We start from the raw sequence: 25,361 nt of genomic DNA on the forward strand, positions 1-25,361 counted from the left end.
AAAATGTCTTTATATATTTATACAAAAACGACAGAAGATATTAATATTTTTGAAGGCATAATTGATTTAATAAGAGAAGAAAATGTGGATATATTTGTAAGTGTTGAACACAAAAGAAATTTTAGAGAACTAAATTCAATAAAAAACGAGATGAAAAATACTGATATCTTACTTATTGGATCACTTAAATCTTTAGGAATTAGCAAAATAGATATAGCAAATGAATTAGAATATTTTATAAATCGAAAAAAATTTTTGCTAATTGCTGACATTAAAACAAGCTATGAATACGGTGTATCCCAGCCTATGAATAAGGCTATACTTAAAACAATACTTGATTCTTTACTTTTAAATAATAATATTGTTAAACTAGAATTTAATAAAAAATCTAATGCTGGAAGAAATAAAATGGAATTTCCAGATAATTGGGAAGAACTTTATGAAAAATGGGATAATGAGGAAATATCTTCCAAAAAATTTATGGAAGAGTCAGGGCTTAAAAAAGCTACTTTTTACAATATGATCACAGAATATAGGGAGATTTTAAAAGCTAATAAAGATTTTGTAAATAAATATAAATTAAGTTAAATACAATTATAAAAATTTTAAAAGTAGATGAAAATATAAATTACAATCTTTTTTTTATTGAATGATTCATACTACTGATTTTCTAGTATTTTATTAAAATATTTCTTATTAATTCTTAAATTTCTTATGGTATAATCATATAGAGATAAAATTAGAAGGAAGGACGTATGAAAGAAAAAGAACTTAACCATCTTGCCATAATTCTTGATGGAAATGGTAGATGGGCTCAAAAAAGAAATTTGCCAAGATCTATGGGTCACAAGGAAGGTTCTGAAAATGTTGTGGATATTGCTCTTTATGCTAAGGAAAAAGGCATAAAATATCTAACTCTTTATGCATTTTCTACAGAAAATTGGAAAAGACCAAAAATAGAGGTCAATTATTTGATGAAATTGTTGGCAAAATTTATAAAAGATAAGACAAATTTACTCGTTGAAAATGAAGTAAAATTAAACATTATTGGAGATATATCAAAACTTCCAGAAAAAACTATAAAGGCTTGTCTTGATGTTTGCGAGCTAACAAAAAATAATGATAAGCTCGTTTTAAATATGGCCATAAATTATGGGGGAAGAAGTGAAATTGTAAAAGCTTTCAAGGATATGGCTAAAGATGGGATAGATTTTGAAAATATAAATGAAGAATACATTTCAAATTATTTGTATACGGCAAATATGCCAGATCCTGATCTTTTGATTAGAACTGGTGGAGATCTTAGGATTTCTAATTTTTTGATTTATCAAATGGCCTACACTGAATATTATTTTACAGATATTTTGTGGCCAGATTTTTCGAAAAAAGATTTGGATGATGCAGTCGATGCGTTTTTTGGAAGAGATAGAAGGTATGGTGGTATAAATGAACCTAGCTAAAAGGCTTTTTGGTGGAGGAATAATTCTTTTTATATTAATTGCAATAACTTATCTTGGTGGAATTTATTTTGCAATTGGTTTTGGGATTTTTTCGTGTATTGCTGTAAAAGAATTGGTAAATGCACTGAAAAATTTGTCATACAATGTTCCTTTAAAATTTGCTATGGTAATAAATTTATTTTTTGTTATAAATGCCTTTAGCAATCATCAAAATTTATTTATGTTTGGCTTTACATCTATACTCATAGCAATTTTTGTATATATGATTTTTAATAAAAAATATAGGATGGAAGACTTTTTTGCACTTTTATTTGTAGTAACTTATGTTTCTATTTTTATGTCAAGTGCGATAAGAATTAATAATAAAATATATCTTTATATGTTATATATTATTGCTTGGGGCTCAGATACTTTTGCTTATCTTACAGGCTCAACTATTGGCAAACACAAAATCAAATCATTAGAATCAATCTCTCCTCACAAAACCATAGAAGGTTTTATCGGAGGAATTTGTGGAGCTGTGATTTTAAATTTGATTTATGTAAATTATGTAAAGCTTGACAAAAATATATTATTAGTAATTATTTTTACAATAATTGCTGCATTTTTATCAGAAACTGGAGATTTAGTAGCATCATTTATAAAAAGAAAATGTAAAATAAAAGATTATGGAAATTTAATTCCAGGTCATGGAGGGATTTTGGATAGGTTTGATTCAATCTTATTTATCAGCCCTTGTCTTTATTTATTTACATTAATATAAGTTAGGAGAGAAATGAAGTCGGTTATTTTATCTATTATAATGTTCTTATTTTTGATTTTGATTCATGAATTTGGACATTTTATTATAGCGAAAAAAAGTGGAATTAAGGTTAATGAATTTGCCATTGGCATGGGACCTAAAATTTTTTCAAAACAAAAAGGAGAAACTCTTTATTCTGTAAATCTATTTCCAATTGGTGGATATTGTGCCATGGAAGGGGAAGATGATGAAAGTGATGATGAAAGATCCTTTGACAAGGCTCCAGCCTACAAGAGATTTTTAACAATTCTTGCAGGGCCTTTGACAAATTTGATTTTTGCAGCAATTTTATTTGCCATCGTATCTTTTAATACTGGAAAACCGTCAACAAAAATCGGTGAATTTACAAAAAACTCCCCGATAGAAAGTCAAGGTTTAAAAATAAATGATCAAATAACAGAAATTTCAGGCGAAAAAATTAATGAATTTTCTGATATTTCAAAAAGATTAGAAGAATTTTATAAAAACCATGATAAAAATGAAGAAATTTCTTTGAAAGTAAAAAGAAATGATAAAGAAATTGAAAAAAATGTCAAGGTTAAATTTGAAGATAAAAGACCTCTACTTGGTTTTATTCCAAAAAATGAGGATGTAGGATTTTTTGAAGCTATTAAAATTGGAATAAAAGAAGTTGGGTCCATGATAGTCTTAATGTTTACAGTATTAAAAAGTTTGTTTACTGGAAAATTAGGATTTTCAGCCCTATCTGGGCCAGTTGGTGTTGTAAAAGAAATGGGAAGACAGGCAAATCTTGGAGCAATGAATTTATTATTCTTTTTAGGATATATCAGTGTGAATTTAGGATTTTTTAACCTTTTACCAATTCCAGCCCTAGATGGATCGAAAATATTTACTTCCTTATTTGAAATGATTACAAAAAAAAGAGTAAATAAAAAAATTGAAGAAAAATTTACTATAGGAGGATTTATTCTCTTGTTGAGTTTAATTCTTCTAGTTACAATTAAAGATTTAATTAGCTTATTTTAAGGAGAAAAAATTGAAAAAAACAAGAAAAGTTTATGTAGGAGATGTAGCCATAGGAGGAGGATCTCCTATTTCTATTCAATCAATGACAACAAAAGAAACAAAAAATATAAAAGAAGTCGTAAAACAAATTAATGATTTTGAAAAGGCAGGTTGTGATATTTCAAGATCTGCAATAAATTCTCTTGAAGATGCAAGGGCAATTTCTGAAATTAAAAAGAAAACCAATCTTCCTTTTGTGGCAGATATACAATTTGATTATAAACTAGCTCTTGCTGCAATTGAAAATGGATGTGATTGCTTAAGAATAAATCCGGGAAATATTGGAGGAAGTGATAAGGTTAAAATTTTGGTTGAAAAATGCAAGGAGAAAAATATTCCTATAAGAATTGGAGTAAATTCTGGTTCTGTTCATAAGGATATGATAGAAAAATATAATGGAGTAAATGTTGATAGCCTTGTTTATTCTGCCCTTGATGAAGTAAAAGTTTTAGAAGATTTAGACTTTCACGACATAGTTATTTCTATAAAATCATCAGATGTAAATACAATGATTGATGTAAATAGAAAAATTTCTTCGCTTTGTGATTATCCACTTCATTTGGGAGTTACAGAAGCAGGTCCACTTTATCAAGCCTTGGTAAAATCATCAATTGGAATGGGATCTTTATTAAAAGATGGAATTGGAGATACAATTAGGGTTTCAATAACAGGAGATCCAATAGAAGAGGTGAAGGCTGGAAAAACAATTTTAAAATCTTTAGGCCTAAGACGAGATGGAATTGATTTAGTTTCTTGTCCAACTTGTTCAAGGACAAGTGTAAACTTAGATGAAATTGTAAATGAGGCAAGCGAAAGACTTGATAAATTAAATTTAAATTTAAAAGTTGCCATAATGGGTTGTCCTGTAAATGGTCCAGGAGAGGCAAAAGAAGCTGATTATGGAATAGCTTGTGCAAAAGGCTATGGATTTTTATTTAAAAAAGGAATAACCATAAAAAAAGTAAAACAAGAAGAAATAGTAGATAGTCTAATTGAAGAAATTTTGAAAGATGAGAAAAATGAAAATTAGTCTAAAATCAATTATTGATACTGATAAAGATTACTATATAAAAAATGCTATATATTCAAAAAAATTAAATAAATTAAAATTAATAATTGTGGGAAAAAAAGAAAAGGAAATCGAAGAAAAATTAGAAAATCATTTTTCCTATGTAAATTTGGTTTTAAAATATGAAGATTTAAAAAATGAAAATTTAAAAGTTAATCCAATAGAAGAATTTTATAAAAACCAACCACTGCCAGATTTTTACGAAACAGGCTATGAAAATGATAAGGAAGAAATAGTAGAAGATAATAAAGAACAAATAAAAGAAAATTCTGAGAATAATGATATTTTCGATTTACCAAATCTTGAAAATAAAAATGATGAAAATTTAAAAGAGGAAAAACCATCAAGCCTTAGAGATTTAAAAAAACTCGAGCTTGAAAATATGATCCAAAACGCCAGAAATAACAAGAAAAATTCTGAAAAAAATCAAAAAGATCCATCAGAAATTTTAAAATATGGAAGAAATATAAAGGCTGACGAATTTAAAATAGAAGAAATTTATGATAAAAAAGGCATGAATCTTTCATTAAAAGGTACAGTTTTTGGAATAGACATATTTGAATCAAAAAGAGGAAATTTCATTTATTCTTTTGACCTTGAAGATGAGTCAGATGCCATAGCTTGTAAAATGTTTGTTCAACCAAGAAATAAAAATAAACTTGATAATTTTAAAGAAAATATGGCTGTAAGAGTCCAAGGTGTTTTAAATTATGATGGATATTCTCATGAAGATGTTTTTACTGTAAATTCTATGGAAGAATGTGAAAAAAAAGAAAGACTTGATACCTATCCTAAAAAAAGAGTTGAGCTTGAAATTCATACAAAAATGACCAACCTTGATGGTTTTGTTGATATGGATGAACTTTCTAAAAAATTAAAAACTTGGGGACACACAGCTTGTGGAATTACAGATACAGAAACTCTCCAAGCCCTTCCAGATATGTATGATAAACTTGGGAAAAATGATATAAAAATGCTAGCAGGAGCAGAGCTTTTGTTAGTTGATAAAAATTTAAGAATTTTAACCAATAATTACAATAAAAAAATTAATGATATAAGTGATTTAAAAGATCAAAATTTTATTGTATTTGACTTGGAGACTACTGGCCTTTACAAATATTCAGATAAAATTACAGAAATTGGTGCTGTAAAAATTCAAAATGGTGAAATTGTTGAAGTTTTTAATGAACTTGTAAATCCTGAAAAAATGATTCCTCAAAAGGTAGTTGAGCTTACAGGAATTACAAATGAAATGGTCATGGATAAGCCAAAAATTGATGAAATTTTACCAAAATTTTTAGAATTTTCAAAAGATTCATATTTTGTAGGACAAAATACAGATTTTGATATTGGTTTTATAAAAGAAGCATGCCATAACCAATCTTTAAAATTTGAACCAGTTTATTTGGATACTTTGCCAATGGCAAGGGCAATTTTTCCAACAATGGGAAGATTTTCTCTTGATAAACTTGCAAAAAAATTAGGAGTTGGACCATTTAACCACCACAGGGCAAGCGATGATGCTTTAACAACTGCTAAGATTTTTATGAAATTATTTGAAAAAATCAAAGAAAAAAATAAAAACTTTAGTCTAGAAAAAATAAATTCTATAAAAACAAAATGGCCTCTTGCTCGTCATGAAAATTTCTCATCAATTATTTTTGCAAAAAATTATACTGGCCTTAAAAATCTTTATAAAATAATTTCAGAATCTAGGATGAAATATTTTAATTTTGAAGCAAAAACTCCCTTTGATTTGGTAAAAGAAAATAAAGAAGGCTTGATTATAGGTTCTGGAGGCAAGGAAGGTCTTTTGTTTAAGGCTATAAGAGATGAATACTCAGAAGAAAAAATAGATGAAATCTGTGAATTTTTTGATTTTTTCCAAATAGAAGCACTTGGTGTATTTGCTGATGATTTAGAAAATGGATCAATAAGAGATGAAAATCAAATTATTGAAATAAATAAAAAAATAATCGAACTTGGTAAAAAACATAATAAATTGGTTGTTGCAACTGGTTCTGTAAGATATATGGAAAAGAAAGATTATGTTCTTAGAAATATCCTTCACAAGGGACAATTTTTCCATTACAAGGAAAATAATCCCCTATATTATTTAAAAACAACTAATGAAATGCTTGATGAATTTTATTATCTAGACGATCAAACAAAAAATGAAGTTGTAATTGATAATACAATAAAAATTGCTGATAGCCTTGAAAGCATTATGCCAATTCCTCATGAAACTTTCCCACCAAAAATTGAAGGGTCAGATAAAAAATTAAAAGATACAACATATGAAAAGGCGATTTCAATTTATGGAGATCCTCTTCCAGATATTGTAAAAACAAGACTTGATAAGGAGCTTGATTCTATAATTTCAAACGGTTATGCAGTTTTATATATAATTGCAAAAGAGCTTGTAGAAAAATCAAATGAAGATGGATATTTGGTTGGATCAAGAGGTTCGGTTGGTTCATCTTTTGCAGCTACTATGGCAAATATTACAGAAGTAAATCCACTTGCTCCTCATTACATTTGTCCATCATGTAAGCATTCAGAATTTATAACTGATGGTAGTGTTGGGGCTGGAATAGATTTGCCAGATAAAACTTGTCCAAAATGCGGGGCAGAAATGAATAAAGACGGCCACGATATTCCTTTCGAAGTTTTCTTGGGATTTGAAGGGGACAAGGAACCAGATATAGATTTGAATTTTGCTGGAGAATATCAACCAACAATTCACAAATATACAGAAGAATTATTTGGTGAAGGAAAAGTTTTTAGAGCTGGAACTATTGGAACAATAAAAGACAATACGGCTTTTGGTTATATAAAAAAATATATGGAAGATAATGACCTAAATCTTTCCAACGCCCAAATTAGAAAATATCAAAGGGGACTTTTTGACGTAAAAAGAACTACTGGTCAACACCCAGGAGGACTTATGATTGTTCCAAATGATAAAGATATTTATGATTTTTCTCCAGTCCAATATCCAGCAGATGATGGAAAAGATGATATAAAAACAACACATTTTACTTACAATATGATGCATGGAGTAATTTTAAAACTGGATTTATTGGGCCATGATGTTCCTACAATTATTAGAAGCTTGCAAGATTTGACAGGAACAGATCCTTTGAAGCTTCAAATGGATGATGAAAATGTAATGAATATATTTTCTTCAACAAAACCCTTAAATATAAAATATGATTTTTCGAATAATGAAATAGGAACTTTGGGAATTCCAGAATTTGGAACATCTTTTGTAAGAGGAATGTTAAAAGATACTTTCCCAACCAAATTTTCTGAAATGACAAGAATTTCTGGACTTTCTCACGGAACGGATGTGTGGTTAAATAATGCTCAAGATTTGGTTAAATCAAAAACAGCAGGTTTTGATCAAATAATCTCAACTCGTGACGATATAATGAACTCATTGATTAATCTTGGACTTGATAAGAAAAAATCTTTCCAAATAATGGAAAAAGTAAGAAAGGGAAAAACTCTTTCAGAAGAAACTTTGTCTTATATGAAAGAAAATAAAGTTCCGGATTGGTACATTGATTCATGTCTTAAAATAAAATATCTTTTCCCAAAAGCTCATGCAGTTGCGTATTGCCTTATGAGTTATAGGATTGCTTATTACAAAGTTTATTATCCAAAAGCTTTTTATGCAACATATTTTTCTACAAAATTAAATGATTTTCAATATTCAGTTATTGTAAAAGGATTAAAATCAATCCAATATGCTTTAAATGAAATTAATCAATTGGAAAAACCAACACAAAGAGAAAAAAATCTAAGATCATTGTTGGAAGTTGCAGAAGAGATGGCAGCAAGAGATATTAAAATAAAAAAAGCAGACTTATATAAGTCTGAAGCTGTTAAATTTATTTTAGATGATGATGGAGAAATTTTACCTCCACTTTCAGCAGTCGATGATGTTTCAGAAGCTATGGCAAAAGATATAGTTGTAGAAAGAGAAAAATCTAAATTTATTTCAATTGAAGATTTGAAAAAAAGGACTTCATTAAATAAAAATGCCCTAAATTCTTTAAAAAATTTAGAAATAATTGAAGGCTTGCAAGAAGAAAATCAAATGTCTTTATTTGATTTGTAATTTATAACTCTAATAGAGATTAATTCTTTATTAGAGTTTTTTATTTGTTTTTAATAATCTAGAAAAATATGCATATTTATAACAAGAAAATCCATTTATTTATCAAAGTTAAGTCATAGATATAAGTTTTTAATTATTTTTATTAAAAAAATCTTACAAATTATAAATTTTTTGATATAATACAAGCAATGATTAAAGAAAATTTTAGGAGTAGATATGAAAAATAAGCATAAGGGTGAGCTTTTGTTATTATTGACTTCCTTTATTTGGGGATTTGCTTTTATTGCCCAAAAATTAGGAAGTGATTATATTGAGCCTTTTACCTTTAATTTTTTTAGAAATTTAACTGCAGGATTATTTTTGTTTGTATATTCAATTTTTAGAAAAAATAAAAATGCAAAAAAAATGGACACTTTTACAAAAACTGCAACTATCAGAGGGGCGATAGCCACAGGACTTGTTATGGCAATTGCTGTTAGTTTTCAACAAACAGGAGTTTATTTTACTACAAGTGGAAAGGCAGGCTTTATAACATCTCTTTATGTTGTTATTGTTCCGATTTTTGCAATTTTTATGGGAAAAAAAATCTCGAAAAAAACGGGAATTTCTATTATTCTTGCTTTAATTGGTTTATATTTGTTGACAGTAAAGGTTGAGGATGGGTTTTCAATTAACAAGGGAGATATTTTGATTTTTATCGGATCATTGTTCTTTGCCTTTCATATTTTATTTATCGACAAATTTTCTCCGAAAGCCGACAGCGTAAAAATGTCAATGATACAATTTTTTATTGCAAGTTTTGTATCTTTAATTCTTATGATTTTATTTGAAAAACCTGATATTAATTTGATAATGAAAGGAATGCTTGCGATTTTATATTTGGGTATATTTTCTTCAGGACTTGGCTATACCCTTCAAATTGTTGCCCAAAAAGATACTGATCCAACTATAGCAAGTTTGATTTTATCTCTAGAATCTGTTTTTGCTGCTTTTTTTGGATTTTTATTTTTACATGAAAGACCAGTTGGAAGAGAAGTTATAGGCGGTTTGATTATGTTTGCTGCAATAATTTTATCTCAAATTCCAGAAAGAAAAATAAAAAAGTTTTTTAGGATAAAATAAAAGAAAAATTCATATTATTTTTAAATAATACAGCGTATTTTTTAAAATTGAAAATTAAGACATAGAGAGTATAATAATTTTAAGCGAAGAGTGGACAAATCCACTCTTTTAATATGTAAAGGGGAAGTTATGGATTTAATAAGTAAATTAAAAGAAAATTTAGAAAAAGATATTAATGAGCTTGGTTATGAGCTTGTGGATATTGAGTTTGTAAATGAAGGAAAAAATAAAATATTGAGGTTTTTTATTTATAAGGACGGGGGAATCACTATTGATGATTGCGAAAAAACTTCTAATTTTTTGAGCGAAAAATTGGATGAAATTGACCTTATAAAATCATTTTATTATTTAGAAGTATCTTCTCCTGACCTTTCAAGACCTCTAAAAACGGACAGAGATCTTGAAAGAAATAAAGATGAGCTTTTGGAAGTAAAGCTTAAAGATGGTGAGAAGTTTATAGGAAAAATTAAAGAAATGAAAGAAGATTCCTTGATATTTGCACTTGAAAATGAAGAAAAAGAAATTAAGAAAAGTGAAATTAAGACTATTAAAATCGAGATAGTCTTCTAGGGGGAAAGATGAATAAAGAATTTATAATTGCCTTAGAGGAACTTGAAAAAAGTAAAAATGTTGACAAGGAAGTAATCCTTGAAGCATTGGAAAAAGCTTTGGTCAAATCTTACCAAAAAAACTACGATAATAATGAAAATGTTGATGTAAATATCAATCAAGAAACTGGAGAAATTGAAGTATATTCTCTAAAAAATGTAGTTGATGAAGTAAATGATCCGATAGCTGAAATATCTAAGACAAAAGCAAAAGAAATTGATTCAAAACTTGATTTAGGAGATATTTGTAGAGTAAAAATTGCTCCTAAAAATTTTGGTAGGGTTGCAGCTCAAACTGCAAGAAATATTGTAATCCAAAAAATAAGAGATGCCCAAAGAGATTCAGTTTACTCTGAATATTTGGATAGGGCAAATGAAATTATAACAGGTGTTGTTCAAAGAGAAGATAAGTTTAACGTCTATATTAATCTTGACAAAATTGAAGGAATTATTCCTTTAAAAGAGCAAGTAGAAAGTGAAACTTATACTCCAAATCAAAGAATTAAAGTTTTAATTAAAGAAGTTAAAAATACGACAAAAGAACCACAAATAATTCTATCAAGAAAAGACAAGTCTTTGGTTGTAAGATTATTTGAACTTGAAGTTCCAGAAATTACTAATGGAATAATTGAAATTTATGGAATAGATAGGGAAGCAGGATCTAGAACAAAAATCGCAGTATTTTCAAATGATCCAGAAATAGATTCTATCGGAGCTTGTATTGGTTTTAAGGGAAGTCGTGTAAACTCAATAGTTGAAGAATTACAAGGCGAGAAAATTGATATTATAAATTACGACAAAGACGTAAAAGTATTTATCAAAAATTCCCTATCACCAGCAGAAATAAACGAAGTATATATAAACGATAAGAAAAAACAATCCCTTGTTGTTGTAAGAGATGATCAATTATCACTTGCAATTGGAAAAGAAGGTCAAAATGCAAGACTTGCAGCAAGACTTACAGGCTGGAAAATTGATATAAAAAGCCAAGAAGAATATGACAGTTTAGACCAAGATCAAATAGATGAAATTTTAGGATTAAATGAAACAGAAGAAGAGATAGAATCTGTAGAATTAAGCGAAGAAGTTTTAAATAAAGATTTAGAAGATATTTCTAATACAGAAGATGAAAATTTAGAAGAAGGCGAGTCTTTAGATAAAGATGATATAGAAAATTTATCAGACGACCTTGACCAAATTATTAAAGAAGATATTGAAGAAAGTGATGAAGAATAACTTATTAATAATGGTGAAAAAATGAAACAAAGAAAAATACCACAAAGAAAATGTATAGTTTGTGGAGAAAACAAAGATAAACATGAATTAATTAGGATAGTTAAAAATAAAGAAGAAGGGATTATCCTAGATCCTACCGGCAAAAAAAATGGTAGAGGTGCTTATATTTGCAAAAGCGAAAAATGTATAGATGAAGCAAAAAAGAAAAGAAAATTAGAAAAAGTTTTTAAAACTGAAATTAGTGATGATCTTTACGAGGAGATAATTGCTATGAAATAAAAGAGGTGATTAGATGGCTAAAAAATTAAGAATATATGAATTAGCAAAAAAACACAAAAAAACTACAAAGGAAATGTTAAGTCTACTAAAGGAAGAATTTGGTTTAAAAATAAAATCCCATATGTCTGTACTTAGTGGTGAAGATCTAGAAATAGTAGAAGAATATTTTAACGAAACTACAGAAAATAAAAAAAATCAAGCCAAAGAAGATAAAAAAGAAAAAAAAGAAGAGAAAAAACCAGAAAAGGCTGAAAAAAAACCAGAAAATAATGAAAATATTTCTGAAAATAAATCTTCAAATAAAAAGAATAAAAAATCAAATAAAAAAGAAAAGAAAAAAAATAAAAAACAAAATAAAAGATCAAAAAAATCAACAAAAAGAGAAGCAAAGGCCGAAAACAATGATGATGGAAGGATTTATATTCCAGAATCAATTTCAGTAAAATCTTTTGCGGAAAAAATTGATGAAAATGCCAACCAAGTTATTATGAAACTTATGGGACTTGGGGTAATGGCAGGACTTAATGATCAAATAGAATTTGACCAAGCTGAACTTGTTGCTCTTGAATTTAATAAAGAAATTTCAAAAGAAGTTAAAGTTGATGAAATTGAAGTTCAAGAAAAAGATCTTGATTTTGAAGATGATGAAAAAGATTTGGCTACTCGTCCACCAGTAGTTTCAGTTATGGGTCACGTTGACCACGGTAAAACTTCAATTCTTGATGCAATTAGAGATACACAATTCGCATCTGGTGAAGCTGGAGGAATAACTCAACATATAGGTGCTTCAACTGTAAATATTAATGATAAAGAAATTGTATTTTTGGATACACCAGGCCACGAAGCATTCACTCAAATGAGAATGAGAGGGGCTCAATCAACAGATATAGCAATCTTGGTTGTAGCAGGTGATGATGGGGTAATGCCACAAACAATTGAGGCAATTAACCACGCAAAAGCTGCAGAAATTCCAATAATTGTTGCTATTAATAAAATGGATAAGGAAGAAAGTGATCCAAATAGAGTAAAACAAGAATTAACAGAATATGGTTTAGTTTCAGAAGACTGGGGTGGAGATACAATAATGGTAGAAGTATCTGCAAGAACAGGTGATGGAATTAAAGATCTATTGGAGATGGTTTTACTTGTTGCAGAAATGAGAGAATTAAAAGCAAATCCAAACAGAGCTGCTGTTGGAATTATTGTTGAGGCTCAACTTGATAAGGCAAGAGGTGCTGTTGCAACAGTTCTTGTTCAAAAAGGAACTCTTCACGATAAAGATTATGTAGTTACAGGATCATCTTCAGGAAGAATTAGGGCTATGTTTAATTCAAAAGGTGAACCAATTTCAGAAGCAGGCCCATCAATGCCAGCTCAAATTTTAGGACTAAGCGATGTGGCAGAAGCTGGAGATAAAATTTTTGCTGTAGAAGATGAAAAAACTGCAAGATTTTATGCAGACCGTGCTAAAGAACAAAAAAGAGAAGAAAGACTAATTCAAAAATCTAACACTAACCTTGAAGATATGTATGAAGGCATTGAAGATGGAAAATTAAAAGAATTAAATATTATAGTTAAAACTGATGTAAAAGGAACTGTAGATGCAGTTTCAAGTTCATTCTCAAAACTTTCAAACGAAGAAGTTTTTGTAAATGTAATAGCAGGAGCTGTTGGAGGAATTTCAGAATCAGATGTTCTACTTGCTCAAGCATCAAATGCTATAATAATTGGATTTAATGTTCGTCCTACTCAAGGTGCTCTTCAAATGGCAGAAGAAAATAATATTGAGATTAGAACATATTCTGTAATTTATGAAGCCATAGAAGATGTAGAAAAAGCATTAAAAGGAATGCTTGATCCAGAATTTGAAGAAAAAATTCTTGGTCGTGCAAAAGTTCAAGAAACTTTCAAAATTCCTAATGCTGGAATGATTGCTGGTGTTCTTGTAACAAGCGGATCAATTCCAAGAAGAGCAAAAATAAGATTATTAAGAGATAATGTTGTAATCTTTGATGGAAATATTGAATCTATGAAAAGATTTAAAGATGATGCAAAAGAATTAAACAATGGCTATGAAGGTGGAATTGGTCTTGAAAAATTCAACGACATCAAAGAAGGCGACGAACTTGAAGCCTATGAAATAATAGAAAAAGAAAGAGAATAGAATGGATAAAAGAAGAACCTTAAAAATATCTTCGCAAATGCAAAAAGAATTATCAAAAATTTTGGCAGAAGATATTAATGATCCAAGATTATCAGATAATGTAATAGTTTCTATTACTGATGTAGAAGTTACAAATGACCTTTCTTATGCTGATATTTTTGTTTCAGTTTTGGGAGATGACAGTAAAAAAGAATCTGTAATAGAGGCACTCGACCAAGCAAAAGGTTATATGAAAAAATTAATTGGCGAGAGAATGAGACTTAGGTCAATGCCAGAATTTAGGTTTAAATATGACAATTCTATCGAACATGGCGTATATATGGATAAGCTAATTGCTGAAACCATAAAAAAGGATGAAGAAAATGCCAAAAATCGAGAAGATTAGTCAAAAAGAATTAGAAAAATTCAAAAATTTTATTGACAAGGCTAATACAATTGCAATTTCAGCTCACATAAATCCAGATGGAGATGCCCTAGGATCAGCTCTTAGTCTTAGGAAGTCTCTTGAGCTTTATGGGAAAAAAGCCGAGGTAATAAAGATAAGTCAAGTGGATGATTACTTAAAATTTCTGCCACAACTTGAAAATTATAAAGATCCAAGCGAAAAAGAATATGATTTGTTTATAATTGTTGACTGTTCAGAATTTGACAGGATTGATAAGGCTATAGAAATTTGTAAAAGATCTAATAAAGTTCTTGTAATAGATCACCATGAAGGCGGATCTATAAAAACAGATTTAAATATAATTTACTCGGATTCTCCTGCAAGTTGCGAGCTTGTTTATGAAATTATTAAAAGATTAAATCTTCCAATTGATAAGGAAATTGCAACTTTACTTTATGCAGGCTTGGTTACAGATACTAATAGATTTTTATATTCAAATATAAGCGAGCTAACTTTTTATACTGCAGCAGACCTTTATAAGATTGGGGCAGATTTTGAAATGATTTATAAAAATCTCTATCAAAATAAAGAAATTTCAAAATTACAATTTGAAAATCATCTTTTAAATAAGGTTGAATTTAAAAAGCCCTATGCTTTGGTTGGAGTAAGCCAAAAATTGTGCCAAGAATTTGGTGTTCAAATGGGAGATAGTGAATCTGTTGTAAATATGCTTAGAGATTTAAAGGGGATTGAAGTTGCCTGTCTTGTAAAAGAGTACGGAGAAAATGAATATAAAATTTCTCTAAGAAGTAAAGATTATCTTGATGTTTCAGAAATTGCAAGAAATAATGGTGGCGGAGGTCATGTTAGAGCTTCTGGTTTTACATTAAATACAGATTCAATGGATAAGGCTTTAAATATAATGAGAAAAATTTTAGAAGAGGCAATAAATGACTAGTGGAATTTTATTAATTGATAAAAGTACGGGAATATCCTCAGGAAAATGTGTATATCAAGCAAGAAAAAAACTAGGCATAAAAAAAATAGGCCATGCAGGAACTCTAGACCCTCTTGCAACTGGCCTTTTGCCACTTTTAATTAACAAAGCAACAAGAGTTTCAGATTTTTTAATGGATGAGGTTAAAATTTATGAAACTCTTGCATTTTTTGGTCAAAAAACAGATACCCAAGATATTACAGGAGAAATTTTAGAAAAATCTTCAAAAACGTTTGAAAAAAAAGATTTAGAAAAAGTAATAAAAGAAAGTTTTACTGGAGAAATTCTACAAACTCCTCCCATGTATTCAGCCCTAAAGCACAAGGGCAGAAAACTTTATGAGCTTGCAAGAGAAGGAAAAACTGTAGAGAGAAAACAAAGAAAAATTAAAATTTATGATTTTGAAATTCTTGATTTTAATTTTCCATATGCAAGACTTAAAATAACTTGTTCAAAAGGAACCTATATAAGAAGTCTTGTAAATGATTTGGGCGAGAATTTAAAAACTTTTGCTACAGTAAAAGAGCTTAGAAGGTTAAAAGTTGGGGATTTTGATGTAAAAGATGCCATAAAAATTGATGATTTTGAAAAAATGGATACTGATCAAATTATAAAAAAATTAATTCCCATAGATAAGGCTTTGGGTCAATATGAAAAAATTATTTTGGATAAGTCTTATTATAAACAAGCGACCAATGGTATGACTATTAAAGTTGATGTTGACAAAAATGTTGAGGGATATTTGAGAGTTTATGTTAAAGATTTATTCATTGGACTTGGGGAATATAAAAATGAAAATAAGACTTTAAAGATTAAGAAGGTGTTTTATGAAAGATAATATAAAAATATTTGACCTAGATTTTAATGAATTTGACCTATCGCCAAAGGCAGTAAGCCTTGGGAATTTTGATGGAGTCCACAAGGGTCACCAAAAACTTATGAAAGAAAACATAAAAATTTCAAAAGAAAAAAATCTAACACCATCTGTACTATTATTTAAAGAAAACACCAAAAACATCCTAAATGGAGAAAAAGAATACCTAACAAGTCTTGAAGATAAAATTGAAATTTTAAAAAATATTGGAATAGAATGTTTCTGTTTGTTAGAATTTTCAGACAAATTTAAAAATTTATCACCCTATGAATTTATAGAAAAAATTCTTTACGAAAAATTAAACACCAAATATGTCATTGTTGGAGATAATTACAGGTTTGGGAAAATGGCAAAAGGTGATATAGAAACTCTAAAAAAATATGAAGAAGATTTTGATTATAAAACAAAAATTGTAGATTTTGAACTTGATGATGGAAAAATTATAAATTCTACAGATATAAGACAGATGGTAAGAGATGGAGAAATAAAAAGGGCCAACAAAGATTTAGGTCATCCTTTTAAAATGCAAGGAAAAGTTATAAAAGGAGCTCAAAGAGGAAGACTTTTAAATTTTCCTACAGCAAACTTAAAACCATCTTTTAAATATGTTACAGCAAAATCGGGAGTTTATTTTACAAGAGTTAATATAGACAGAGATTTTTATTATGCCCTTACAGATATAGGAACAAATCCAACATTTGAAAATAAAGAAGTAAAAATTGAAACATATATAATGGATTTTTCCCAAAATATTTATGGAAAAAATATGAGTATAGAATTTTTAGAATATTTAAGGTGTGATTATAAATTTAATTCCCCTGAAGAATTGATAAATCAAATGGAAAAAGACAAAAAAACAGGAAGAAATTTAATAGAAAAATATAGGAAAGAGTAGGAAACTGCTCTTTTTTTGATAAGCATTTTTTAATAAAGCACATATATAAAAATGTTGACAAAATATATATATATATGATTGTAGTAGGAAAACAAAATTTTAATAGGAGAAATTTATGAAATTAAAAAAGATTATTTTATGTGCACTTGCTATGAGTGTTTTTGTTGGATGTGGAGATAAAACAAAAGATGTTATTGAAGAGGCTGTAAATGAAACGAAACAAGAAGAAATAACATCAAATTCAGCAGAAAAAAATAATAAAAAAACAAGTAAAGAAAATTCTGATTATGAAGTTACAGATGTAGCAATAGAAACTGATGAATTTGGAATTTCCTATGTTACTGGAATATTAAAAAACAATACTGATAAACCAAAATCTTATATTCAAATATTATTTCCTGTAAAAGATTCACAAGGAAATAAAATTGGAGATGCTATAGACAATGTTAATAATATAGAACCTAATGGTACATGGAAATTTAAAGCTACAAGCCTTGAGAACGAAGAAGGAATGCAAATAGATACAGAAAATTATGATGTTACTGGATTTTAGATAAAATATATTCTAATTTTTTTACAGAAATAATTCTCAAACTATTATTTATTTTTTCTTTGCAAATATAAAGATATTTGGTATAATATCAAAGATACCTTAACTATGGACTAAGCTTCCTCAGACTATTTCATGGTTATGGCGAATATATTTAGGAGGATTTTATGTTAAATAAAGAACAAAAAACACAAATTATTAAAGAATTTCAAAAAGACGAAAAAGACACAGGTTCAGCAGAAGTTCAAATTGCTATTCTTACTCAAAGAATCAAAGAATTAACTGAACACTTAAAAGAAAACAAAAAAGACCACTCTTCAAGAAGAGGACTTTTCAAAATGATTAGACGTAGAAAAGGTCTTTTAAATTACTTAATGAAAAATGATATTGAAAGATATCGTGAAGTTATTGAAAAACTTGGATTAAGAAAATAGTTAAATATGACGGGGCTTATCCCGTCTTTTTTGTAGTTAGGAGAAAAAATGGAAAAAACTTATGAATATAAGTCACAAAATGGATCTGATCTTTCTATAAAGATTGGAAAAGTTGCAGAGCAAACTAACGGTGAGTGCCTAATTAGAACTGGCGATACAATTTTATTGGTTACTGCCGTTGCAAGCGACAAACCAAGAGAGGGGATAGATTTTTTCCCACTTATATGTGACTATCAAGAAAAACTATATGCAGTTGGAAAAATTCCTGGTGGATTTATTAAAAGAGAAGGAAAGGCTTCAGACAAGGCTATTTTAATTTCTCGTCAAATGGATAGACCTTTAAGACCTTTGTTTCCAGAAAATTTCTACAATGATGTTCAAGTAATTGCAACTCCATTTTCAGTAGATGAAGACAATGAACCTGATTGTATGACAACAATTGGTGCATCTATTGCCCTTGGAATTTCTGATATTCCTTTTTATGGACCAGTTGCTGCAGTTTCTGTTGGATATGTTGATGGAAAATTTATTGTAAATCCAAACAAAGATCAAAGAGAAAAATCATCTCTTGATTTAACAGTTGCTGGAACTGCTGATGCTATAAACATGGTTGAAGCTGGTGCAAATGAATTGTCAGAAAAAGAAATGCTTGAAGCTATGATGCTAGCTCACTCTGAAATCAAAGAAATTTGTGGATTTATCCAAACAATTATTGATGATATTGGCAAGGAAAAAATGGAAGTTGCAGAAGAATTTGAAACTGAACTTCAAAGAAAAATCAAAGATAAATACACTGAAGAAATTAAAAATTCTATAAGAACAACTGACAAGGTTCAAAGAGAAGATGATATAAACGAAATAGAAGAAAAATGTAGGAAAGACTTCTTGGAAGAATTTCCAGAAAGTGAAGATGAAATTCACAAGACTGTAGATTCTATAATGAAAAAAGAAGTTAGAAGAATGATTTCTATTGATAAAATTAGACCTGATGGACGTAAGATGAAAGAAATTCGTCCATTATCTGCAGAAGCTGGTCTTTTACCAAGAGCTCACGGTTCTGGACTTTTCCAAAGAGGACAAACTCAAGTTTTATCAGTTTTAACTTTAGGTTCTCCTGGTGAAGAGCAAGTAATCGATTCAATGAACAGAGAAGAAATTACAAAAAGATATATTCACCAATATAATTTCCCACCATTTTGCGTAGGAGATATTAGACCATTAAGAGGACCTGGAAGACGTGAAGTTGGACATGGACACTTGGCTGAAAGAGCTTTGATTCCAGTTTTACCTGATACAAATGATTTTCCTTACACAATTAGGGTTGTAAGTGAAGTTTTATCATCAAACGGATCATCTTCACAAGCTTCAATTTGTGGATCTACTTTATCACTTATGGATGCGGGCGTTCCAATTAAAAAAACTGTTGCAGGAATTGCTATGGGCTTAATTAAAGAAGAAGATTCAATTTCAATTCTTACAGATATTCAAGGACTTGAAGACCATCTTGGAGATATGGACTTTAAAGTTGCTGGAACAAAAGATGGAATTACTGCTCTTCAAATGGATATGAAAATTTCTGGAATAAATAAAGAAGTTTTAGAAGAAGCCTTGGCTGATGCTCACGAAGCTAGACTTAAAATTTTAGATGTAATAACATCAGCAATTGACAAACCAAGAGAAGATTTGTCAAAGTATGCTCCAAGGATTTTTTCCATAGACGTTGATCCTGAAAAAGTTAGGGATGTAATTGGATCAGGTGGAAAAACAATTAATAAAATAATTGATGCAACAGGTGTAAAAATTGAAACTGAGGATGATGGACACATAACAGTTGCAAGCCTTGATGGAGAAAGCGGAAAAAAAGCAATCGAAATGATTAGATCAATTGTAACTGATCCAAAGGCTGGAGATATTTATGAAGGCGAAGTAAAAAGAATAATGAACTTTGGTGCCTTTGTAGAAATTGCAATTGGAAAAGAAGGACTTTTACACATATCTCAAATTGATACAAAAAGAACTGAAAAAGTTGAAGACGTATTAAAAGTTGGAGATAAGGTAAGGGTAAAAGTAACAGAAATTGATAGGCAAGGAAGAATTAACCTTTCAAGAAAAGCCCTATTAATTGAAGAAGAAAAAAATCAATCTAAAGAAGACTAATTTTTTAGAATATATAACTAACTACAAAATTGGGCCAAGTCTTTTGGCTTGGCCCTTAAAAATATTGTAGAAGTAATAGAGGCTGCCAATTAATAGGCAGTTTATTTATTTTCCCCTTTGTTATATAATTTATATGAGGTGAATATGGCAAATACAAATACGAATAGAAAAAGAAAAAAATCTAAATATTCAAAAAAATCTGAAAATGCTAAATTTAATAAGAAATCATTTTCTATATTTTTAATGTTTATCTCTCTAATTGGACTTATATTTTTAATACTACCAAATACGGGAAGACTTGGAGATTTTATTACATATAATAATTTTAAATTTTTTGGATTTATGTCTTATTTTATTTTTCTTTTTGTTTTTATGAGTTTTTTATTTGTGTTTATGGATAAATTTAAGGAGAATTTTAGGATATTTAATATAGTATTTATCCTAATTCTACTTACTATGGCAATTTTATCTATGAAATTTATAGGAAATAATTTATCTATATCTTTAAAAACAACCGAAAGATTTATAAGAAAATCTGGAGGAGTTTTGGGAACAAGACTTGCTTTTTATTTAGAATCTCTTATAGGAAGTGCTGGAATTATAATTTTATACCTTATTTTTTGGATTTCTTTAATCAAAAATATAGTGGGCATAACTTATAAAGATTTAATTATAAAATTTAAGGAAAAAGTTATACTTTTTGGAAATTTTATAGGAAAAAATTATATGAAAATTTCCAACAAAATAAAAACTCATTTTAAAGAAAAAAAGCTTAAAAAAATTAAAGATAAGAAAAATGAGAGAAGCAAAGAAAAAATCCAAAATAAAGAGGATATAAATTCTGATAAAATTATAAAATTAGAAGAAGAAAAGAAAAAAGATACAAATGATGATTTTGACAAAAGATTTGAAAAGGCAAAAATAAATTCTTACAAGTCAAAACAAGTAGATTTGTCAGATTTTGACCAGACCTTTAAAGAAGAATACACTCTAAATTATAAATTTCCAAAGCTTGATCTTTTGGATGATAGGGAAAATGGGAGTGAAGTTGACCAAAATGATATTAAAGATAAGGCGAGAAGAATTGAAGAATGCTTAGATTCTTTTGGTATAAAATCAAAAGTTGTTCAAATAAATATAGGACCAAGTGTTACTTGTTTTGAATTAAAACCCCAAAGAGGAGTCAAGGTTTCAAAAATTTTAAACTTATCTGATGATCTTTCTCTTGCCCTTGCGACAAGTGATATAAGAATTGAAGCTCCAATTCCAGGTAAAAGTCATGTAGGAATAGAAGTTCCAAATTCCAAAAAAGAAGTTGTTGGTTTAAAAGAAATGATTGCAAGTGAAGAATTTATAAAAAATACAAAGGAACTTCCTTTTGTTTTGGGTAAATCTATATCAGGAACTCCAAAAGTTTCTGCAATAGAAAAAATGCCCCATCTTCTTGTATCGGGAGCGACAGGATCTGGAAAAAGTGTTTGTATAAATACAATTATCATGTCAATTTTATATAAGCATTCGCCAGACGAGGTAAAATTACTTCTAATAGATCCAAAAATTGTAGAACTTTCAATTTATAATGGAATTCCTCATTTGATTATGCCAGTAATAACTGATCCCAAAAAAGCTTCGTCTTCATTGTTTTGGGCAATCAGAGAAATGGAAAGACGTTATAAATTATTTGAAGAAAATCATGTTAGAGATATTTCTTCATATAGACAATTGAGTGAACTCGATGAAAATATAGAAAAACTTCCGTATATTGTTATAATAATTGATGAGTTGTCAGATTTGATGATGACAGCTGCAGGCGAGGTTGAAGATTATATTACAAGACTTGCTCAAAAATCTAGGGCTTGTGGAATTCATTTAATAATTGCAACTCAAAGACCAACAGTTGATGTAATAACTGGAACAATCAAGGCGAATATTCCATCAAGAATTGCCTTTGCAGTTACTAGTCAAATTGATTCAAGGACAATTCTTGATATGAGTGGAGCAGAAACCTTACTTGGAAAAGGAGATATGTTATTTGCTCCATCAGATGCAATGAAACCTATGCGTATTCAAGGAGCTTTTGTTTCGGATTCTGAAGTTTTGAGAGTTGTAAATTATATAAAAGAAACTCGTGAAGAAGAATATGACAAAAAAGCTATGGAAACTGTTGAAGAAAAAACAAAAGTTATTGAAAACGACGATGAAGATGAATTAATTAATGATGCAATAGAAATTATAATAAATGAAAACACAGCTTCGGTTTCTCTTATTCAAAGGAAATTAAAAGTTGGCTATGCAAGAGCTGGAAGAATAATTGATCAATTGGAAGCTCGTGGAGTAATCGGTGGTTACGAGGGCAGTAAGCCCAGAAAAGTTTTGGTAGATCATAGCTATTTAGAAGGAGAGTAAAATGAATATAGCAAATAAAGTTACAACTGTAAGAATGATCTTGGTACCAGTTTTTGTGGTATTATATTTAATTTTTGGTAGAATGTATAATGTTGCTGCAATTTTATATGCAGTGGCATCTTTGACAGATGCTCTTGATGGACATCTTGCAAGAAGTAGAAATTTGGTTACAACTTTTGGGAAATTTATGGATCCATTAGTTGATAAAATTTTGACCATGGCAGGATTTGTTTTATTAACATCAACAAATATAATTCCAAGTTGGGCAGTTATTTTGATTATTTCAAGAGAATTAATTATTACAGGACTTAGAACTCTTGCAGCAAGCAATAACATAACAATCGCTGCAAGCAAGGGTGGAAAGGCAAAAACAATGAGCCAATGTGTATCAACAGTTATGCTTTTATTAAATAATCAAACTTTAAATTCAATTGGTCTTGTTATATTTTATATAGCTGTAATTTTGACAGTTGTTTCTGGAATTGATTATTTGGTTAAAAATAAAAAAGTTTTAAACTTAGATGATATATAAATTTAAAATAAAATTTTCATAATAGAAAGGAAAATAAATGGCAAAAGAGATTGATAAGGAAAAAGAAAAAGCCCTAAGTCAGGCTTTTAAAAATATTGAAAAAAAATATGGTAAGGGCGCAATCATGAAAATGGGGGAAGCACCAAAGGTTGATGTAACTGTGATTCCTACTGGAGCAATAAATCTTGATATTGCTCTTGGAGTTGGCGGACTTCCAAGAGGAAGGGTTATAGAAATTTTTGGACCAGAATCTTCAGGAAAAACAACCCTAACTCTTCACTGTATTGCTGAAGATCAAAAATTAGGAAATACTTGTGCCTTTATCGATGCAGAACATGCTATGGATGCAGAATATGCAAAAAGACTTGGTGTAAATATTGATGAATTAATTTTATCTCAACCAGATACAGGAGAACAAGCTTTAGATATTGCAGAATCTTTGGTAAGATCTGGGGCGGTAGATTTAATTGTTGTCGATTCAGTTGCAGCTCTTGTACCAAAAGCAGAAATTGAAGGGCAAATGGGAGACAGTCACATGGGTCTTCAAGCAAGACTTATGAGTCAAGCCCTTAGAAGATTAACTGGAATTATTTCAAAAACAAATACAACAGTAATTTTTATAAACCAATTGAGAGAAAAAATTGGAGTTATGTTTGGAAGTCCTGAGACAACAACTGGTGGTAGGGCATTGAAATTTTATTCTTCTGTAAGACTTGATATAAGAAGAATAAAAACAATCCAACAAGGCGACAATATGGTTGGAAATAGGACTAGAGTAAAAGTTGTAAAAAATAAAGTTGCTCCACCTTTTAAGGTTGTAGAATTTGACATAATGTATGGAACAGGAATTTCAAAATCTGGAGTAATTTTAGATTCAGCAGTAGATGAAGATATAGTTGAAAAAGCAGGAAGCTGGTACTCATATAATGGCGAAAAGCTTGGTCAAGGTAGGGAAAATGTAAAAGATTATCTTGAGCAAAATGAAGATATTTTAAATGAGATAGAAGAAAAATTAAGACAATCAATAAATACAGATGAGAAAAAATCTGAAGAAGAAAAAATTGAAAAAGAAGAAGAATAAAAAAATCGCAAGCTAGTAAAATTTTATTAGCTTGCGATTTTTATTTAAAAATCAAAAAGTGATAATTGGGTATGGTCTTTTTTTGATAAATTTGATAGGGAAATTCCTATAAGTCTTAATTTTTCATTTGAAAGAATTTGATCTAAAAGCTCCTTGGCAATTTTTGAAATGTCTTCTTTTTTTGAAAGAGGAGATAGGAGGGTGTAAGATTTGGTATGAATTTTGAAATATTCTGTTTTTATTTTTAAATTTATAGTGTAGGCTTTTATATCTTTTTTTCTTAAATCTTCTTCGATTTTTTCAGAAATTTCATCAATGTAGGCATAGAGAATTTTTTTATCCTTGGTATTTTTTCTAAAAGTAAATTCTCTTCCGATAGATTTTCTTTCTGTGTAGCTTTGGACTTTTCTCTTATCTTCACCTCTTATAACCTTATAGACATAAGATCCTTGTTTTCCAAAAAGTGATTTTAAAAATTCTTGGTCAAGTTTTAATAAATCTGATATTTTATAAACTCCGATATTTTTTAATTTTTGAACTGATTTATTTCCAAGCCCGTGGACTTTTTTTATATCTAAATTTTTTAAAATTTCTGGAACATCTTCCTTGTTTATTTCTTTTATTCCCAAAGGCTTATTCCAGTCGCTTGCAAGTTTTGCCAAAAACTTATTGTAAGAAATTCCAATTGATACTCCAATTCCAGTTTCTTTCAAAACTTGATTTTGAATTTTTTTGGCAAGAATTTTTTTATCTTCATCATTATCTACATAAATATAGGCCTCATCAATTGAAACTTGCTCTTTTATGTTAGAATAAGATTCTATAATATCAAAAACTTCTTGTGATTTTTTCTTATAATATTTTCTATCAACCCTTACCATAATTAAATTTGGACAAAGCTGTTTTGCAATAAAAACTGGCATGGCAGAATGGATTCCGTATTCTCTTGCCTTGTAATTTGCTGTTGTAATTATTGATTTATTTGAAAGACCGCCAACTGCCATAGGATGATTTTTTAAACTTTTATCCCTAAGCTCCTCGCAGGAAGCATAAAAGGCATCACAGTCTATATGTAGGATTTTATTCATAATATCACCATTATAATTATACTATATAAATAAAAAATAAATGAAATTCTTTCTTATAGACTAAAGGGGT

Annotated in this window: 22 protein-coding genes; 21 read left to right on the plus strand and 1 reads right to left on the minus strand. The window is 28.9% G+C overall.

Going from position 1 to position 25,361, the window contains the following annotated elements:
* Positions 1–3: 3 nt before the first annotated feature.
* The 21 genes from L6653_RS01080 (at position 4) to recA (ending at position 24,203) form a co-directional block, all read left to right on the plus strand.
* On the plus strand, positions 4–588 hold the full coding sequence (locus L6653_RS01080) for a resolvase (RefSeq protein WP_236785048.1): 585 nt from the start codon (positions 4–6) through the stop codon (positions 586–588).
* Between the two features lie 167 nt (positions 589–755).
* Positions 756–1,460: an undecaprenyl pyrophosphate synthase gene (uppS, locus tag L6653_RS01085; protein WP_236785050.1), complete on the plus strand. Its 705-nt coding sequence runs from the start codon at positions 756–758 to the stop codon at positions 1,458–1,460.
* Positions 1,447–2,223: a phosphatidate cytidylyltransferase gene (locus L6653_RS01090; RefSeq protein WP_004838361.1), complete on the plus strand. Its 777-nt coding sequence runs from the start codon at positions 1,447–1,449 to the stop codon at positions 2,221–2,223. Before uppS ends, L6653_RS01090 begins: the two co-directional genes overlap by 14 nt.
* A gap of 12 nt (positions 2,224–2,235) precedes the next feature.
* The gene (gene rseP, locus L6653_RS01095) at positions 2,236–3,249 is read left to right on the plus strand and encodes an RIP metalloprotease RseP (RefSeq protein WP_236785052.1); all 1,014 of its coding nucleotides are present in this window, start codon (positions 2,236–2,238) and stop codon (positions 3,247–3,249) included.
* A 10-nt stretch (positions 3,250–3,259) separates the two neighbouring features.
* Entirely contained in the window at positions 3,260–4,318 is a 1,059-nt protein-coding gene (gene ispG / locus L6653_RS01100; RefSeq protein WP_236785054.1) for a flavodoxin-dependent (E)-4-hydroxy-3-methylbut-2-enyl-diphosphate synthase, read from the plus strand.
* The gene (locus L6653_RS01105; RefSeq protein ID WP_236785056.1) at positions 4,299–8,483 is read left to right on the plus strand and encodes a PolC-type DNA polymerase III; all 4,185 of its coding nucleotides are present in this window, start codon (positions 4,299–4,301) and stop codon (positions 8,481–8,483) included. The genes ispG and L6653_RS01105 overlap by 20 nt, the downstream gene beginning before the upstream one ends.
* A gap of 216 nt (positions 8,484–8,699) precedes the next feature.
* Entirely contained in the window at positions 8,700–9,605 is a 906-nt protein-coding gene (locus L6653_RS01110) for a DMT family transporter (RefSeq protein ID WP_236785058.1), read from the plus strand.
* 129 nt (positions 9,606–9,734) lie between these two features.
* Positions 9,735–10,175, plus strand: coding sequence for a ribosome maturation factor RimP (gene rimP, locus L6653_RS01115; RefSeq protein WP_236785059.1), 441 nt, complete (start codon positions 9,735–9,737; stop codon positions 10,173–10,175).
* A gap of 8 nt (positions 10,176–10,183) precedes the next feature.
* Positions 10,184–11,449 carry a transcription termination factor NusA gene (gene nusA / locus L6653_RS01120; protein ID WP_236785061.1) on the plus strand — a complete coding sequence of 422 codons (1,266 nt, stop codon included), beginning with the start codon at positions 10,184–10,186 and terminating at the stop codon, positions 11,447–11,449.
* Positions 11,450–11,470: 21 nt separating this feature from the next.
* Entirely contained in the window at positions 11,471–11,728 is a 258-nt protein-coding gene (gene rnpM / locus L6653_RS01125) for an RNase P modulator RnpM (RefSeq protein WP_236785063.1), read from the plus strand.
* A gap of 13 nt (positions 11,729–11,741) precedes the next feature.
* On the plus strand, positions 11,742–13,892 hold the full coding sequence (gene infB, locus L6653_RS01130) for a translation initiation factor IF-2 (protein ID WP_236785065.1): 2,151 nt from the start codon (positions 11,742–11,744) through the stop codon (positions 13,890–13,892).
* 1 nt (position 13,893) lies between these two features.
* The gene (gene rbfA, locus L6653_RS01135) at positions 13,894–14,277 is read left to right on the plus strand and encodes a 30S ribosome-binding factor RbfA (protein WP_236785067.1); all 384 of its coding nucleotides are present in this window, start codon (positions 13,894–13,896) and stop codon (positions 14,275–14,277) included.
* Complete coding sequence (locus L6653_RS01140) at positions 14,255–15,235, plus strand: DHH family phosphoesterase (RefSeq protein WP_236785069.1); 981 nt, start codon at positions 14,255–14,257, stop codon at positions 15,233–15,235. Before rbfA ends, L6653_RS01140 begins: the two co-directional genes overlap by 23 nt.
* The gene (truB, locus tag L6653_RS01145; RefSeq protein ID WP_236785072.1) at positions 15,228–16,112 is read left to right on the plus strand and encodes a tRNA pseudouridine(55) synthase TruB; all 885 of its coding nucleotides are present in this window, start codon (positions 15,228–15,230) and stop codon (positions 16,110–16,112) included. Before L6653_RS01140 ends, truB begins: the two co-directional genes overlap by 8 nt.
* Entirely contained in the window at positions 16,102–17,043 is a 942-nt protein-coding gene (locus L6653_RS01150) for a bifunctional riboflavin kinase/FAD synthetase (RefSeq protein WP_236785074.1), read from the plus strand. The genes truB and L6653_RS01150 overlap by 11 nt, the downstream gene beginning before the upstream one ends.
* A 115-nt stretch (positions 17,044–17,158) precedes the next feature.
* Complete coding sequence (locus L6653_RS01155; protein WP_236785076.1) at positions 17,159–17,596, plus strand: FxLYD domain-containing protein; 438 nt, start codon at positions 17,159–17,161, stop codon at positions 17,594–17,596.
* 164 nt (positions 17,597–17,760) lie between these two features.
* Positions 17,761–18,027 (plus strand): 30S ribosomal protein S15, encoded by a 267-nt coding sequence (rpsO, locus tag L6653_RS01160; protein ID WP_236785078.1) that lies wholly within the window; start codon positions 17,761–17,763, stop codon positions 18,025–18,027.
* Between the two features lie 48 nt (positions 18,028–18,075).
* Entirely contained in the window at positions 18,076–20,184 is a 2,109-nt protein-coding gene (locus tag L6653_RS01165; RefSeq protein WP_236785080.1) for a polyribonucleotide nucleotidyltransferase, read from the plus strand.
* 144 nt (positions 20,185–20,328) lie between these two features.
* A complete protein-coding gene (locus L6653_RS01170; RefSeq protein WP_236785082.1) occupies positions 20,329–22,590 on the plus strand; it encodes an FtsK/SpoIIIE family DNA translocase in 2,262 nt (753 codons plus the stop codon).
* 1 nt (position 22,591) lies between these two features.
* Positions 22,592–23,122 carry a CDP-diacylglycerol--glycerol-3-phosphate 3-phosphatidyltransferase gene (gene pgsA, locus L6653_RS01175; RefSeq protein ID WP_236785084.1) on the plus strand — a complete coding sequence of 177 codons (531 nt, stop codon included), beginning with the start codon at positions 22,592–22,594 and terminating at the stop codon, positions 23,120–23,122.
* Between the two features lie 37 nt (positions 23,123–23,159).
* Complete coding sequence (recA, locus tag L6653_RS01180; RefSeq protein WP_236785086.1) at positions 23,160–24,203, plus strand: recombinase RecA; 1,044 nt, start codon at positions 23,160–23,162, stop codon at positions 24,201–24,203.
* Between the two features lie 44 nt (positions 24,204–24,247).
* On the opposite strand, the gene L6653_RS01185 is transcribed toward recA, so the two are convergent.
* On the minus strand, positions 24,248–25,291 hold the full coding sequence (locus tag L6653_RS01185) for a DNA polymerase IV (RefSeq protein WP_236785088.1): 1,044 nt from the start codon (positions 25,289–25,291) through the stop codon (positions 24,248–24,250).
* Between the last annotated feature and the right edge of the window lie 70 nt (positions 25,292–25,361).

Origin of the sequence: Anaerococcus ihuae (assembly GCF_928368155.1) — a bacterium.
GTDB classification, from domain to species: domain Bacteria; phylum Bacillota; class Clostridia; order Tissierellales; family Peptoniphilaceae; genus Anaerococcus; species Anaerococcus ihuae.